This window comes from Superficieibacter sp. BNK-5 (assembly GCF_047456055.1).
Lineage (GTDB): Bacteria > Pseudomonadota > Gammaproteobacteria > Enterobacterales > Enterobacteriaceae > Superficieibacter.
Window position 1 is genome coordinate 2,895,394 of record NZ_CP179893.1, and the last position, 14,712, is coordinate 2,910,105.

Here is a 14,712-nt window from a genome sequence, read left to right on the forward strand (position 1 = left end):
GCCAGCAAGATTAATGCAGGATTTTGGCGAGAAAATCTTTCGCACGGTCGGACTGTGGATTAGCAAAGAACTCCTCTTTCGCTGAATCTTCGACAATTTTCCCTTCATCCATGAAAATCACCCGATTTGCCACTTTGCGTGCAAAGCCCATCTCGTGCGTCACCACCATCATCGTCATCCCCTCATTCGCCAGCTCAACCATCACGTCCAGCACCTCGTTGATCATTTCCGGATCAAGGGCGGATGTCGGTTCGTCAAACAGCATCGCGACCGGGTCCATACACAGCGCGCGGGCAATTGCCACGCGCTGCTGCTGACCGCCGGAAAGCTGTGACGGAAACTTATTGGCATGCGCGGAAAGGCCGACGCGTTCAAGAAGCTTCAGCCCTTTTTCCCGCGCGGCGGCTTTGTTGCGCTTAAGTACTTTCACCTGCGCCAGCGTCAGGTTCTCAATGATCGACAGATGCGGGAAAAGTTCGAAGTGCTGGAACACCATCCCCACGTGCGAGCGCAGCTCGGCGAGGTTAGTCTTCTTATCGTTGACTTTGGTGCCGTTAACGACAATCTCGCCTTTTTGTACCGGCTCAAGGCCGTTAACGGTCTTGATCAGCGTCGATTTACCGGAACCGGAAGGGCCGCAAACTACCACCACTTCGCCTTTTTTCACTTCGGTTGAGCAGTCGGTCAGCACCTGAAAGTGACCATACCATTTAGAAACATTTTTCAGGGAAATCATGATACTGTCCTTTTCTTCAAATAGCTGACTAACAGCGAAGCACTCAGGCTAATAACAAAATACACTGCACCGGCAAAGAGGATCATCTCGACCTGGGTGCCGTCACGCTCGCCGATAGTGGAGGCGGTGCGGAAGAAGTCGGCGAGACTTAATACGTATACCAGGGAAGTATCCTGGAACAGGACAATTCCCTGAGTGAGCAGCAACGGCACCATCGCGCGAAACGCCTGCGGCAGAATAATCAATTTCATCGACTGCCAGTGGGTCATCCCCAGCGCCAGCGCGGCGCTCGACTGCCCGCGAGAAATACTCTGAATACCCGCACGGATAATCTCTGAGTAATAGGCCGCTTCAAACATCGAAAAGGCGACCATCGCGGAGATAAGTCGGATATCGGTTTTCGGCGACAGTCCCAGCACGTTTTGCAGGAATCCGGGAACAATCAGATAAAACCACAGCAGCACCATCACCAGCGGGATGGAGCGGAAGACGTTAACGTAAGCTTTGGCGAACCAGGCAACCGGTGCAAAGCTCGACAGCCGCATGACGGCGAGGAGAGTACCCCAGACGATTCCGATAATCACCGCCGTGACGGTAATCTTCAGCGTAACGACCAGCCCGGCCAGCAGATACGGCAGGGAGGGGACGATAGAACTCCAGTCAAACTCGTACATTATTTGCCTCCCATATTGCCAGGCAGGCGGATTTTACGTTCTACCAGATTCATCACCAGCATGATAATGGCATTGATCAACACATAAGCGAGGGTGATAGCGGTGAAAGACTCCCAGGCGTGCGCGGAATAGTCCAGCAATTTGCCGGCCTGCGCCGCCATATCCACCAGACCAATGGTGGAGGCGATGGCCGAGTTTTTTACCAGGTTCATCATCTCAGAGGTCATCGGTGGAACGATGACCCGATAGGCATTCGGCAACAGCACGTAGCGGTAGGCTTGCGGCAGCGTTAACCCCATCGCCAGCGCGGCATTTTTCTGCCCGCGCGGCAGCGACTGAATAGCGGCGCGGACCTGCTCGCAGACGCGGGCGGCGGTAAACAGCCCCAGACAAATCATCGAGGAAAGGAAAAACTGGATATTAGGATCCAGTTCGGCTTTAAACCACATGCCGAGATCTTCAGGTAATAGCTCCGGCACCACCAGATACCAGGTAAAAAACTGGACGATCAGCGGAACGTTACGGAACAGTTCAACGTACAGCGTGCCGAGGCCGGATAAAAAACGGTTGGGCACGGTGCGCAAAATGCCAAATAGTGAGCCAATAAGAAAGGCGATAATCCAGGCGGTAATCGACAGCGCGACGGTAACCTGGAAGCCGTTCCACAGCCAGCCCAGGTAAGTCGTATTGCCGAACGGAGCCTGCTGTAAAAAAATACCCCAGTTCCAGTCTATGGACATACATCTACTCCAGAAAAAAAAGGGTAGCAGCGCTACCCTCGAAGATCGTTAAACAGCGTACTGCGGTTTTCGCGTCGGGTGGGGAACGACCCCCCGGCGTATAGTCTGTCCGTGCTGTCCAGCAATCGAGAGGGCAGATAAGCCTGCCCCTGTTTCTTTTTAATTAGTTCAGCGCTTTGTCATTCGGTTCTTTGAACAGTGCTTTCATCTCATCAGAGAGTTCGAAATTCATGTTCAGGTTTTTCGGCGGGATAGGATTTTTAAACCACTTATCAAACCATTTTTCCGCTTCGCCTGAGGTTTGCGCCTGGGCGATGGTGTCATCCATCAGCTTTTTAAATTGCGCATCATCTTTACGCAGCATACAGCCGTAAGATTCCTGGGACTGCGGCTTGCCGACGATCTCCCAGTTATCCGGTTTCTTCGCCTTGGCGCGTTCACCGGCCAGCAGGGCGTCATCCATCATAAAGGCGACGGCGCGGCCGCTTTCCAGCGTGCGGAAGGAATCGCCGTGGTCTTTGGCGCTGATAATGCGCATATCCATTTTCTGCTCATCGTTGAGCTTATGCAGCAGCACTTCTGAGGTCGTACCGGAAGTCACAACCACAGCTTTGCCTTTCAGGTCCGGGAAGTCTTTCACGTTGCCGCCTTTTTTCGCCAGCAAACGAGTGCCGACAACAAAGATGGTATCGGAGAAGGACGCCTGTTTTTGACGCTCAAGGTTATTGGTGGTGGAGCCGCACTCGAAGTCAAAAGTGCCGTTTTGCAGCAGTGGAATACGGTTCTGGGAAGTGATAGGAATAAGCTTCACCTGCAGGTCAGGTTTATTGAGCTTTTTCTTCACCGCTTCAACGATGGCGTTAGAGTAGTCCTGAGAATAACCGACCACTTTTTGCTGATTATCGTAATAGGAGAACGGCACGGATGATTCGCGGTGACCGACAACGATGACGCCGTTTTTAGCGATTTTATCCAGCGTGCTGCCCGCCGCCGGGGCCGCATCTTCTGCATGGACCACGCCCGCCGAGACGCCCATCACCAGCATTGCCGTGGCCAGTTTACGTAATTGCATATCCAACTCCTTTTTATCGTCAGCGTCGGGACGCTATTGATACCCATTGTGAGTGTTGTGTTGTTATGACCTGCGACTTAAGCGTGCAGTGTTATTGCCATTTGTTAACATTTAGTCTGGCTTAATGTAAAGATTTTGCTGCGTTATTGTTTATTTTTGCGAAGTAACCCGCACCATTTGAAGGCAAAAATAGGGGCTTGCACTTTTCAGGTGCTACCGGTGCGCCAATATGGTGCGACCGGGTTGCGCCTTATGCGTATTTCGCAGCCTGTTATAGATAATAAGCAAAGGATGTGCCAGGAATGGGTGAGGAGAGGTGTATAGGGGAAATTGACGTCGGAATGCCGGGAACGAGGTATGTTTTAGACTGTAGGCCCGGCAAGCTTGCGCCGCCGGGCATGCAGGGGCAGAGCGTTTAGGGCTTACGGCGTTGGCGCAAACTCATCACCAGTCCACCAAAGCCAAACAGGGCGGTAATAATCCACAGCGGCCAGTTACCGGTACGCGCGTAAGGCGTCAGGCCGGTAGTTGGCGTCACGTTAGCGGTCAGCACCTGACGGGTAAACTGCGGGATCATTGCCTGAACGTCACCGTCGGCACCAATCACCGCCGTAATACCGTTGTTGGTGCTGCGCAGCAGCGGACGTGCCAGCTCCAGCGCACGCATCCGCGCCATCTGGAAATGCTGCCACGGGCCGATGGATTTACCAAACCACGCGTCGTTGGAGATCGTCAGCAGGAAATCATTCTCCGGACGGAAATTATCCCGTACCTGCTCACCGAGGATGATCTCGTAACAGATCGCCGCCGTCAGCTTATAGCCATCTACCGACAGCGGAGGCTGAACATACGGCCCACGGCTGAAAGAGGACATCGGCAGGTCAAAGAACGGGGCCAGCGGACGCAGAATAGATTCCAGCGGCACGAATTCACCAAACGGTACCAGATGGTTTTTATTGTAGCGATCGTCGGAGTTGTAGCTGTACGGCGATCCTTTACCCAGAGTGATGATGGTGTTGTAGGTATCGTAACGATTCTGCTTATTCAGCCGCGCATCGACAATGCCAGTAATAAGCGAACTGCCTTTCTCGCGCAGCATACCGTCCAGCTCGCCGAGCAACGGCTGCTGGTTAATCTCAAGATCGGTAATCGCCGATTCCGGCCAGATAATCAGTGACGATTTACCCATCAGCGGTTTGGTGGCGTCGATATAGACTTTCAACGTGGCGAGAAGCTGGCCCTCATCCCATTTTAGCGACTGAGGGATATTGCCCTGCACCAGCGACACCTGAGTCGTCTTTTCCGGCTCCGGCTGATACCACTGGATATAGCGCAGCGGGAAGGGCAGGGCAAACAGCACGACCGCTGCCACCAGCGGTCGCCAGTTGCGCGTTGCCGCGGCCAGTACCAGCAGACCGCTCACCACCATCAACAGGAAGTTGATGGCTTCTACGCCCATCACCGGAGCCATACCTTTCAGCGGGCCGTCGATCTGGCTATAGCCGAACTGTAGCCACGGGAACCCGGTTAGCACCCAGCCGCGTAAAAACTCGCTGATTTGCCAGACCACCGGCGCGGCGATTGCCACACGCACCCAGTTTGTTTTCGGCCATAGTCGAGCGAGAACGCCGCCGAAAAGCCCGGTATAAAGCGACATATACGCGGCGAGCAACACGACCAGGAAAACGTTAATCGGCCCCGGCATGCCGCCAAACTGCGCGATACTGACATAGACCCAGTTAATGCCGCTGCCAAAAAGGCCAAAGCCCCAGAAGAAACCAATCGCGGCGGCCTGTAACGGACGGCGGTTAAGCGTCAACCCCTGAAGCCCCACCAGCGAAACAAGCGCGGCGGGCCAGACGTCATAAGGAGAAAAAGCCAGCGTTCCGCTGGCTCCCAAAAGTAGCGCCAGCATCAGACGTACGCGCTGGCGTTCAAACAGTGAGGCAAATGCCATTTACATTACTCGTCCAGTTTAGGTTGCGCAGCATCGTCCGGGAGTTTGACGTGGACCTGAATGACCCGACGGCTGTCGGCCATAGCGACTTTGAACTGATAACCATCGATATCAATCGTTTCACCGCGGGCGGGTAGATGACCAAACGCCTGCATGACAAGACCACCAATGGTATCGACTTCGTCATCGCTAAAATTCGTGCCGAAGGTTTCGTTAAAGTCCTCAATAGAGGCCAGCGCGCGCAGGGTCCAGGTATGGCGGCTTAACTGACGGAAGTCGATATCTTCTTCTTCGTCGTACTCGTCTTCAATTTCACCGACAATCAGTTCGAGGATGTCTTCAATGGTCACCAGACCAGAAACGCCGCCAAACTCGTCGATAACAATCGCCATATGATAACGCTGAGAACGGAACTCCTTGAGCATCCGGTCAACCCGTTTGCTTTCAGGAACAACCACCGCCTGACGTAACACCTTTTCCATGCTGAAGGCTTCGGCATCGCTGCGCATAAACGGCAGCAGATCTTTGGCCATCAGAATCCCTTCAACGTGATCTTTATCTTCGCTGATGACCGGGAAACGCGAGTGGGCGGATTCGATGATGACATCGAGGCATTCGTCCAGCGTCTGATTGCGTTTCAGGGTGACCATCTGCGAGCGGGGGATCATGATATCGCGGACGCGCTGGTCGGCAATGTCCATTACCCCTTCGAGCATATCGCGCGTATCTTCATCGATAAGCTCGTTCTGCCCGGAATCACGGATCAGCGCCAGCAGTTCATCACGGTTTTTCGGTTCGCCGTGGAAGAGTTGGCTTAATAACAGGGAGAAAAATCCCTTCTTGCTATTTATTGTGTCACTACTGTGTGAATTGTCGTCGCTCATGGCGTCGTGTGGGTTCTCATGTTAGTTAAAATGTCGCCGCGGCGCGCATCGTCAGCGCCGGGCGGGACGCCTGTGCGCCAGCGGACTGGCGTGCAGGTTATTCCTTCTCGGCAATGTACGGATCCTCGTAGCCCAGAGCAAGCATTATCTCTGTTTCGAGCGACTCCATCTCTTCTGCTTCGTCGTCTTCAATATGGTCATAGCCCAGCAGATGAAGGCTACCGTGAATGACCATATGCGCCCAGTGCGCTTCCAGCGGTTTCTCCTGCTCTTTTGCTTCCTGTTCAACTACCTGGCGGCAGATGATCAGATCGCCCAATAGCGGCATCTCAATGCCCGGTGGCGCTTCAAAAGGAAAGGAGAGCACGTTGGTGGATTTATCCTTGCCGCGATACGTCAGGTTAAGCTCGTGGCTTTCTGCTTCATCTACCAGACGAATCGTCACTTCTGATTCTTCCTGAAACTGGGGGATAACGGCATCCAGCCATGTCTGAAACTGACGTTCTTCCGGCAGGCCCGCGTTGTTTTCGCAGGCCAGTTGAAGGTCGAGGATCACTGCACTCATTTTTGCTCCTGCGCGTCGCGCTTACGTTCTTCGGCCAGTTCAGCACGACGTTTTTGATCGGCCTCTTCCCAGGCTTCATAGGCGGTGACGATACGGGCCACGACCGGGTGGCGCACCACGTCTTCGCTGTGGAAAAAGTTAAAGCTGATTTCCTCGACGTTTGCCAGCACTTCGATGGCATGGCGCAGCCCCGACTTGGTACTGCGCGGCAGGTCGACCTGGGTGATGTCACCGGTGATCACCGCTTTGGAGTTGAAGCCGATACGGGTCAGGAACATTTTCATCTGTTCGATGGTGGTGTTCTGGCTCTCATCGAGGATGATAAACGCATCGTTGAGGGTACGACCGCGCATATAGGCCAGCGGCGCGACTTCAATCACGTTGCGCTCCATCAGCTTCTCGACTTTCTCAAAGCCGAGCATCTCAAACAGCGCGTCATACAGCGGGCGCAGATACGGGTCGACCTTCTGGCTGAGATCGCCCGGCAGGAAGCCCAGCTTTTCACCGGCTTCCACCGCCGGACGGGTCAGCAGAATACGGCGAATTTCCTGACGCTCAAGGGCATCTACCGCCGCCGCGACCGCCAGATAGGTTTTCCCCGTACCGGCAGGACCGACGCCAAAGGTGATGTCGTGGTCGAGAATATTGGCGATGTACTGCGCCTGGTTCGGCGTGCGCGGTTTGATTACCCCGCGTTTGGTTTTGATATGAATCGCTTTGCCGTACTCCGGCACACTCTCAGCGCTCTGCTCCAGCACCCGCGCTTCTTTAATGGCGAGGTGGATTTGTTCCGGCTCGATATCCTGGATCTGGCCGCGCATCGGGGCAGTATCGACGTACAGCGTACGCAGGATATCCGCCGCAGCATTCACACAGATCGGCCGGCCAGTGAGTGTAAAGTGGTAGTCGTGGCGATTGATCTCGATGCCCAACCGACGCTCCAGATGTTTGATGTTGTCATCAAATGGTCCGCACAGGCTCAATAGTCGGGCGTTATCGGCTGGCTCAAGGGTAATTTCACGAGATTCTGTATTCAAACTGTTCCTCTTTTACCGTATAGCCGGATCGCGAGTCGAAGGCAGGGATCGGGCAAAATGGATTGGTGATAATGAAATTATTCACGCCACAGAAAAAGGCGCAAGCACTGGAGTCAATATGGGGGACGAGAAGAGGGAAAACAAGGCCTGCCGTGAGGCAGGCCGGGAAGACTACGGCTGGTAAATGCCAACGCCAATCTCATTTTCTTTGCGGGTGCGGGCAATGACCGATGCCGGGGATTCATTGATGCGCAGACCCATTTCCTCTTCAGTACGCACCAGCTTGCCGCGTAGAGAGTTCGGGTAAACGTCGGTAATTTCAACGTCGACAAACTTGCCGATCATCTCCGGCGTACCTTCAAAGTTCACCACGCGGTTATTTTCGGTACGGCCCGACAGCTCCATAATGCTTTTGCGCGAGGTGCCTTCCACCAGGATGCGCTGGGTAGTGCCGAGCATACGACGGCTCCAGGCCATCGCCTGCTGGTTAATGCGCTCCTGCAGAATATAGAGACGCTGTTTCTTCTCTTCTTCCGGTACGTCGTCGACCATATCGGCGGCGGGCGTACCCGGACGGGCAGAGAAGATAAAGCTGTAGCTCATGTCAAAATTGACGTCAGCAATCAGCTTCATGGTCTTCTCGAAGTCCTCGGTAGTTTCACCGGGGAAGCCGACGATAAAGTCAGAGCTGACCTGAATATCCGGACGCGCGGCACGCAGCTTGCGAATGATTGCCTTGTACTCCAGCGCGGTGTGGGTACGGCTCATCAGGTTCAGCACGCGGTCGGAACCGCTTTGTACCGGCAGATGGAGGAAACTCACCAGCTCCGGCGTATCGCGATAGACTTCGATAATGTCGTCAGTAAATTCGATCGGGTGGCTGGTGGTGAAGCGCACCCGATCAATACCGTCAATGGCGGCAACCAGACGTAGTAACTCGGCGAAGGAACCGGGGGTACCGTCGTAGTTCTCACCACGCCAGGCATTCACGTTCTGGCCGAGCAGGTTAACTTCACGCACACCCTGCGCTGCCAATTGAGCGATTTCAAACAGAATGTCGTCGCACGGACGGCTGACTTCTTCACCACGGGTATAGGGCACCACGCAGTAGGTACAGTATTTGTTGCAGCCTTCCATAATAGAAACGAAGGCGGTCGGGCCATCAGCACGCGGTTCCGGCAGACGGTCGAATTTCTCGATTTCCGGGAAGCTGATATCAACCACCGGGCTGCGATCGCCGCGCACGGAGTTGATCATCTCTGGCAGGCGGTGCAGGGTCTGCGGTCCGAAGATAATATCCACGTAGTTGGCGCGCTGGCGAATATGGTCGCCTTCCTGTGAGGCCACGCAGCCGCCGACGCCGATAATCAGGTCCGGATTTTTTTCCTTTAATAATCTCCAGCGACCTAACTGATGGAAGACCTTCTCCTGGGCCTTCTCGCGGATTGAGCAGGTGTTAAGCAGCAGCACATCCGCCTCTTCCGCTACCTCAGTGAGTTGGTAGCCATGCGTGGCGTCCAGCAGATCGGCCATCTTTGATGAATCGTATTCATTCATCTGACAGCCCCAGGTTTTAATGTGGAGTTTTTTTGTCATTGACTTGCTCTTGCGAAATAGTACCAGGAATGCAGGGCGCGTATTGTAATGCTTTGGCGCGGTTGTGACCATAGTTCATCTTCCGGCCAAATAAAAGCGAAAATCCTGTAAACTTAAGGGATTCTCTCAAAAGGATGGGTGGCCATGAAAAATCAAGCGGGTGAAGTCGCGGTTATCGGCGGCGGGATGGTCGGCGGCGCGCTGGCGTTGGGGCTGGCGCAACACGGTTTCACGGTGACGGTCATTGAGCGAGCAGTGCCGCCTGCCTTTGATCCCACCTCTCCGCCGGACGTGCGTATTTCGGCGATCAGCGCCGCCTCGGTCTCGCTGCTACGCGGTTTGGGCGTCTGGGACGCGGTGCTGGGGATGCGCGCGCACCCGTACCGCCGTCTTGAGACCTGGGAGTGGCAGAACGCGCATGTCGCTTTTGACGCCTCAGAGCTTAAGCTGCCGCATCTGGGGTACATGGTGGAAAATAACGTACTTCAGCGGGCGCTGTGGCAGGCGCTGGAAGCGCATCCGCAGGTGACGCTACGCGTTCCTTCCTGCGTGAAGTCAATGCAGTATGACGGCGACAGGCAAGTGCTGACGCTGGATGATGGCGATACGCTGACGGTGAAGCTGGTGGTGGGCGCGGATGGCGCGAACTCGCAGGTGCGGCAGATGGCGGGTATCGGCATTCACGCGTGGCACTATCAACAGGCCTGTATGCTAATTTCCGTCGAGTGTGAAAACGCGCCGGGCGACAGCACCTGGCAGCAGTTTACTCCTGGCGGGCCGCGTGCGTTCCTGCCGCTGTTTGATAACCGGGCCTCGCTGGTCTGGTATGACACTCCGGCGCGTATTCGTCAGCTTCAGGCGCTGAGTATGCCGCAGCTTGAACGGGAAATTGCGCAGCATTTTCCGGCGCGGCTCGGCAAGGTGACGCCGGTTGCCGCGGGCGCATTTCCGTTAACCCGTCGTCACGCGCTGAAATACGCCCTGCCGGGCCTCGCGCTGGTGGGCGATGCGGCACACACCATTCATCCGCTGGCGGGGCAGGGGGTTAATCTTGGCTATCGCGACGTGGATGCGTTGCTCGACGTGCTGACCAGTGCCCGCAGCCACGGCGAAGCCTGGGCCAGCCATCAGGTACTGAAGCGCTATCAGATGCGACGGATGGCGGATAATTTCATCATGCAGTCCGGGATGGATCTGTTTTATGCCGGGTTCAGTAACGATCTGGGACCGCTGCGCGTGCTGCGTAATGTGGGATTGATGGCAGCCCAGCGCGCGGGCGTGCTGAAGCGTCAGGCGCTGAAGTATGCGCTCGGATTGTAATCAGGGGGCAGGAAGCCTGTCTGCGGCCGCTGGCATCGTTTATGCCTGGCGGCGCTGCGCTTGCACAGGCCTACAGATCGGGCAGAACGATGTGATAATCGTGGCGGATGGGCGAGTGCCAGACGGCGCTATGCTTGTACAGACCTGCGGATCGGGCAGGATCGTAGGCCGTGGTAAGCGCAGCGCCACCCGGCAAAATAACGATATCAGCGCCACTTCGCTCTTAAAGTCGATTAAACATATGAGCCTTTTCAGAATTTTAGAAAACAAAAAAGCCCGCCGAAGCGAGCTTTTTTGTTTTGTGTGGCTGGGGTACGAGGATTCGAACCTCGGAATGCTGGTATCAGAAACCAGAGCCTTACCACTTGGCGATACCCCAATGGTTTGTCGGATATGACTCCAACAGGTGCGCTCAGTACAACGAACGTCTTTTAAAATTGGCTGGGGTACGAGGATTCGAACCTCGGAATGCTGGTATCAGAAACCAGAGCCTTACCACTTGGCGATACCCCAACAATTTGTTCCGGAGATAACGAGTGAAACTCACTACATCCTGTAACTGGTGGCTACGACGGGATTCGAACCTGTGACCCCATCATTATGAGTGATGTGCTCTAACCAACTGAGCTACGTAGCCAAATACTATCACATTCTTTGATGGCTGGGGTACCTGGATTCGAACCAGGGAATGCCGGTATCAAAAACCGGTGCCTTACCGCTTGGCGATACCCCAATGCCTGTCGCGGTAAACCCGCATACGTCAAAGAATTTGGCTGGGGTACCTGGATTCGAACCAGGGAATGCCGGTATCAAAAACCGGTGCCTTACCGCTTGGCGATACCCCAACAAATCTTCTTCCAGATAAGATTTCTTCGGGCGCTATCGCAAGTGGCCTTAGAGGCTCACTTACCGCCTGGAGAAACCCCATCCGCGCAACGCTTATCGGAAATGGTGCGGGAGGCGAGACTTGAACTCGCACACCTTGCGGCGCCAGAACCTAAATCTGGTGCGTCTACCAATTTCGCCACTCCCGCAAAAAGATGGTGGCTACGACGGGATTCGAACCTGTGACCCCATCATTATGAGTGATGTGCTCTAACCAACTGAGCTACGTAGCCATCTTTTTTCGCGTTACCTTATCGGCGTTGCGGGGCGCATTATGCGTATTGGACCCTGAAGCGTCAACACCTTTTTCACTGAAAGTGGCCCGAAAGTGACTGTTTGGTTAGGTTGCGAACAGCGTGGCGTAATATTCGTCAATTATTGAAAAAGCGTTGCGGATTGTATGCTTAAAAACAGCAGCGGACCCCGCAGGGTCCGCTCTGAGGCAGGCGTAATTATTTGTACGCCGACTGGTGCACACCAACCGCGCGTCCTGATGGATCGTTCATCGTTTTGAACGCTTCATCCCATTCGATAGCTTTGGCTGAGGAGCAGGCGACTGACGGGCCACCGGGCACACATTCTGCGGCGCTCGGGACCGGGAACAGCTCTTCAAAAATTTCACGGTACAAATACGCTTCTTTCGACGACGGCGTGTTGTACGGGAAACGGAAGCTGGCGGTTTCCAGTTGTTGATCGGAAACCTGCTTTGCTGCCACTTCTTTCAGCGTGTCGATCCAGCTGTAGCCTACGCCATCGGAGAACTGCTCTTTCTGACGCCATGCTACGCTTGCCGGCAGATAGGATTCGAAACATTCGCGCAGGATATGTTTTTCCATTTTGCCGTTGCCGCACATTTTGTCCTGCGGGTTAATGCGCATCGCCACGTCGAGGAATTTTTTATCGAGGAAGGGCACGCGTGCTTCCACGCCCCAGGCCGACATCGCCTTGTTAGCGCGAGCGCAGTCGAACATATGCAGCGCCTGCAACTTACGCACGGTCTCTTCGTGTAACTCTTTTGCATCTGGCGCTTTATGGAAATAGAGGTAGCCACCAAACACTTCATCGGAGCCTTCGCCGGAGAGCACCATTTTAATGCCCATCGCTTTGATTTTACGCGACATCAGGTACATCGGCGTTGAGGCGCGGATAGTGGTGACATCATAGGTTTCGATGTGGTAAATCACGTCGCGGATGGCATCCAGGCCTTCCTGCACGGTGAAGTGGATCTCATGATGGACGGTGCCAAGATGATTAGCCACTTCCTGCGCGGCTTTCAGATCCGGCGCGCCTTCCAGCCCGACGGCAAAGGAGTGCAGCTGCGGCCACCAGGCTTCTGAGCGCTCCTGATCTTCCACGCGGCGGGCAGCGAATTTCTTGGTGATCGCGGAGATCACGGAAGAGTCCAGGCCGCCAGAGAGCAACACACCATATGGCACATCGGACATCAGGTGGCTTTTCACCGACTCTTCCAGCGCCTGACGCAGTTCGTTTTTATCGGTGACGTTGTCTTTCACTGCCTCATAGCTGAACCAGTCGCGATGGTAGTACGGACGAATTTCGCCGTCCTGACTCCACAGGTAGCTACCTGCCGGAAACTCTTTAATGGTGCGGCATACCGGCACCAGCGCTTTCATTTCTGAGGCAATATACAGGTTGCCGTGCTCGTCATGCCCCATGTACAGCGGAATAATACCAATATGATCGCGTCCAATCAGGTATGCGTCTTTCTCACTGTCGTAAAGCACGAAAGCAAACATGCCCTGTAATTCATCAAGGAATTCGGGACCTTTTTCCTGATACAGCGCAAGAATAACTTCACAGTCGGAGCCAGTCTGGAAATGATAACGGTCGCCATATTCAGCGCGCAGTGCCTGGTGGTTGTAGATTTCACCGTTAACGGCCAGCGCATGCGTTTTTTTCTCGTTATACAGCGGCTGGGCACCAGCGTTAACGTCGACAATCGACAGACGTTCGTGTGCCAGGATGGCTTTATCGCTTGCGTAAACGCCGGACCAGTCCGGACCACGGTGGCGCATCAGACGTGATAACTCCAGCGCTTTTTTACGCAGCTCACCCGCGTCAGTTTTAATATCCAGTACGCCAAAAATAGAACACATAACCTTCTCCGTTAACCCTGTGATGTTGCCTGATAATGAAAATGCCGCAAAGCCGGGCGTTGCGCAAGGGTTTTGGCGGAAGGATCAGAAAAAATGCAATAGTGATTAGCGAATGATGAAAAAACGCTGCCTCCGGAAGGGAAATATTAGCGAATATGCATTTTTATGGCGTTTTTATTGAATGGGGGCTGAGATAAAACCCGTTTAGGGAGGGTGATGGCAAATCGTCCGTGGATATCGGGGCGACCACCGGGTTGGGCCTCCCTCCGGGAACCCAATCCCGGCGTTTCCCCTGGGAAGCTATGTTGTTAGCTGTTTAACCACATCGGCATTTTTCAGAAAATATCAATCTCGGCGACGGAAGGGTAAATCCACGATGGCCGGAACGGCATACTATCAATATCATCCAGCGTCGATACACCAGAGAGCACCAGAATGGTTTCCAGCCCGGCCTGAAAACCGGCCAGAATATCGGTGCGCAGGTTATCGCCGACAATCACCGTCTGCTCGGAATGCGCCTGCATGGTGTTCAGCGCGGCGCGAATAATCCACGGGCTGGGTTTACCCACGCAAAACGGTTTACGTCCGGAGATTTTCTCAATGCCCGCGCAGAGCGCCCCGCAGGCCGGATAGAAGCCGCGGCCGTGCGTGTCCGGGTTGGTGGCGATAAACCGTGCGCCGTTAGCTACGAAGAAGGCCGCTTTGTGCATCATCTCCCAGTTATAGGAGCGGGTTTCGCCGACGATAACAAAGTCCGGGTTCACATCGGTGATGGTAAAACCGGCTTTATACAGTTCATGAATCAACGCGCCTTCACCCACTACGTATGCTTTTTTACCCTCCTGCTTGCGCAGAAAGTCAGCGGTCGCCATGGCGGAGGTATAGAAAACGCTATCCGGCACGTTGATACCGGCAGTGGCAAAACGGTTAGCCAGATCTTGTCCGGTCTGTGAAGGATAGTTAGTCAACAGCACCAGCGGCAGACCCTTCTCCAGAATGCGGGTTAAAAACTCTGCGGCACCTGGTACAGCAACGTTATCGTGCATCAGCACGCCGTCAATATCACAAATGATGTTTTGAATGGTCATGAACAACCCAGTTGTAAAAATAAGGTAACGACTATAAGCCG

General features: G+C 54.4%; 12 protein-coding genes and 7 tRNA genes. 1 reads left to right on the top strand and 18 read right to left on the bottom strand.

Annotated features, from left to right (window positions below; genetic code table 11):
• Positions 1-10: 10 nt before the first annotated feature.
• The 9 genes from ACMGGS_RS13890 to miaB form a co-directional block, all read right to left on the bottom strand.
• On the bottom strand, positions 11-736 hold the full coding sequence (locus tag ACMGGS_RS13890; protein ID WP_176917673.1) for an ATP-binding cassette domain-containing protein: 726 nt from the start codon (positions 734-736) through the stop codon (positions 11-13).
• A complete protein-coding gene (gene gltK, locus ACMGGS_RS13895; RefSeq protein WP_176917672.1) occupies positions 733-1,410 on the bottom strand; it encodes a glutamate/aspartate ABC transporter permease GltK in 678 nt (225 codons plus the stop codon). The genes ACMGGS_RS13890 and gltK overlap by 4 nt, the downstream gene beginning before the upstream one ends.
• A complete protein-coding gene (gltJ, locus tag ACMGGS_RS13900; RefSeq protein ID WP_176917671.1) occupies positions 1,410-2,150 on the bottom strand; it encodes a glutamate/aspartate ABC transporter permease GltJ in 741 nt (246 codons plus the stop codon). The genes gltK and gltJ overlap by 1 nt, the downstream gene beginning before the upstream one ends.
• Before the next feature lie 163 nt (positions 2,151-2,313).
• Positions 2,314-3,222 (bottom strand): amino acid ABC transporter substrate-binding protein, encoded by a 909-nt coding sequence (locus tag ACMGGS_RS13905; protein WP_414163139.1) that lies wholly within the window; start codon positions 3,220-3,222, stop codon positions 2,314-2,316.
• 415 nt (positions 3,223-3,637) lie between these two features.
• On the bottom strand, positions 3,638-5,179 hold the full coding sequence (gene lnt, locus ACMGGS_RS13910; RefSeq protein ID WP_414163140.1) for an apolipoprotein N-acyltransferase: 1,542 nt from the start codon (positions 5,177-5,179) through the stop codon (positions 3,638-3,640).
• Positions 5,180-5,184: 5 nt separating this feature from the next.
• Entirely contained in the window at positions 5,185-6,063 is an 879-nt protein-coding gene (corC, locus tag ACMGGS_RS13915) for a CNNM family magnesium/cobalt transport protein CorC (RefSeq protein WP_176917668.1), read from the bottom strand.
• 97 nt (positions 6,064-6,160) lie between these two features.
• Positions 6,161-6,628, bottom strand: a complete 468-nt coding sequence (gene ybeY / locus ACMGGS_RS13920) for an rRNA maturation RNase YbeY (protein WP_176917667.1) — start codon at positions 6,626-6,628, stop codon at positions 6,161-6,163.
• Positions 6,625-7,665, bottom strand: coding sequence for a PhoH family protein (locus ACMGGS_RS13925; protein WP_176917666.1), 1,041 nt, complete (start codon positions 7,663-7,665; stop codon positions 6,625-6,627). Before ACMGGS_RS13925 ends, ybeY begins: the two co-directional genes overlap by 4 nt.
• Positions 7,666-7,836: 171 nt before the next feature.
• A complete protein-coding gene (gene miaB, locus ACMGGS_RS13930; protein WP_414163141.1) occupies positions 7,837-9,261 on the bottom strand; it encodes a tRNA (N6-isopentenyl adenosine(37)-C2)-methylthiotransferase MiaB in 1,425 nt (474 codons plus the stop codon).
• 144 nt (positions 9,262-9,405) lie between these two features.
• On the opposite strand from miaB, the gene ubiF reads away from it, so the two are divergent.
• Complete coding sequence (gene ubiF, locus ACMGGS_RS13935) at positions 9,406-10,581, top strand: 3-demethoxyubiquinol 3-hydroxylase (RefSeq protein ID WP_414163142.1); 1,176 nt, start codon at positions 9,406-9,408, stop codon at positions 10,579-10,581.
• Positions 10,582-10,885: 304 nt separating this feature from the next.
• Here ubiF and ACMGGS_RS13940 read toward each other — a convergent pair.
• The 9 genes from ACMGGS_RS13940 to ACMGGS_RS13980 all read right to left on the bottom strand — a co-directional run bounded on the left by ACMGGS_RS13940 (position 10,886) and on the right by ACMGGS_RS13980 (position 14,671).
• A tRNA-Gln gene (locus ACMGGS_RS13940) sits at positions 10,886-10,960 on the bottom strand.
• A 59-nt stretch (positions 10,961-11,019) separates the two neighbouring features.
• Positions 11,020-11,094, bottom strand: a tRNA-Gln gene (locus tag ACMGGS_RS13945).
• 47 nt (positions 11,095-11,141) lie between these two features.
• Positions 11,142-11,218 (bottom strand) — tRNA-Met (locus ACMGGS_RS13950).
• Between the two features lie 21 nt (positions 11,219-11,239).
• Positions 11,240-11,314: transfer RNA gene (locus ACMGGS_RS13955), tRNA-Gln, on the bottom strand.
• Between the two features lie 37 nt (positions 11,315-11,351).
• Positions 11,352-11,426 (bottom strand) — tRNA-Gln (locus ACMGGS_RS13960).
• Positions 11,427-11,530: 104 nt separating this feature from the next.
• Positions 11,531-11,615 (bottom strand) — tRNA-Leu (locus tag ACMGGS_RS13965).
• Between the two features lie 7 nt (positions 11,616-11,622).
• Positions 11,623-11,699 (bottom strand) — tRNA-Met (locus tag ACMGGS_RS13970).
• Between the two features lie 219 nt (positions 11,700-11,918).
• Complete coding sequence (asnB, locus tag ACMGGS_RS13975; protein WP_414163143.1) at positions 11,919-13,583, bottom strand: asparagine synthase B; 1,665 nt, start codon at positions 13,581-13,583, stop codon at positions 11,919-11,921.
• A 335-nt stretch (positions 13,584-13,918) separates the two neighbouring features.
• The gene (locus ACMGGS_RS13980) at positions 13,919-14,671 is read right to left on the bottom strand and encodes an HAD-IIA family hydrolase (protein WP_176917661.1); all 753 of its coding nucleotides are present in this window, start codon (positions 14,669-14,671) and stop codon (positions 13,919-13,921) included.
• Between the last annotated feature and the right edge of the window lie 41 nt (positions 14,672-14,712).

Coding starts and splice junctions, on each gene's coding strand:
- corC (WP_176917668.1), bottom strand. CDS start 6,063: ATGAGCGACGACAATTCACACAGTAGTGACACAATAAATAGCAAGAAG.
- gltK (WP_176917672.1), bottom strand. CDS start 1,410: ATGTACGAGTTTGACTGGAGTTCTATCGTCCCCTCCCTGCCGTATCTG.
- ACMGGS_RS13905 (WP_414163139.1), bottom strand. CDS start 3,222: ATGCAATTACGTAAACTGGCCACGGCAATGCTGGTGATGGGCGTCTCG.
- ACMGGS_RS13890 (WP_176917673.1), bottom strand. CDS start 736: ATGATTTCCCTGAAAAATGTTTCTAAATGGTATGGTCACTTTCAGGTG.
- asnB (WP_414163143.1), bottom strand. CDS start 13,583: ATGTGTTCTATTTTTGGCGTACTGGATATTAAAACTGACGCGGGTGAG.
- gltJ (WP_176917671.1), bottom strand. CDS start 2,150: ATGTCCATAGACTGGAACTGGGGTATTTTTTTACAGCAGGCTCCGTTC.
- ubiF (WP_414163142.1), top strand. CDS start 9,406: ATGAAAAATCAAGCGGGTGAAGTCGCGGTTATCGGCGGCGGGATGGTC.
- miaB (WP_414163141.1), bottom strand. CDS start 9,261: ATGACAAAAAAACTCCACATTAAAACCTGGGGCTGTCAGATGAATGAA.
- lnt (WP_414163140.1), bottom strand. CDS start 5,179: ATGGCATTTGCCTCACTGTTTGAACGCCAGCGCGTACGTCTGATGCTG.
- ACMGGS_RS13980 (WP_176917661.1), bottom strand. CDS start 14,671: ATGACCATTCAAAACATCATTTGTGATATTGACGGCGTGCTGATGCAC.
- ybeY (WP_176917667.1), bottom strand. CDS start 6,628: ATGAGTGCAGTGATCCTCGACCTTCAACTGGCCTGCGAAAACAACGCG.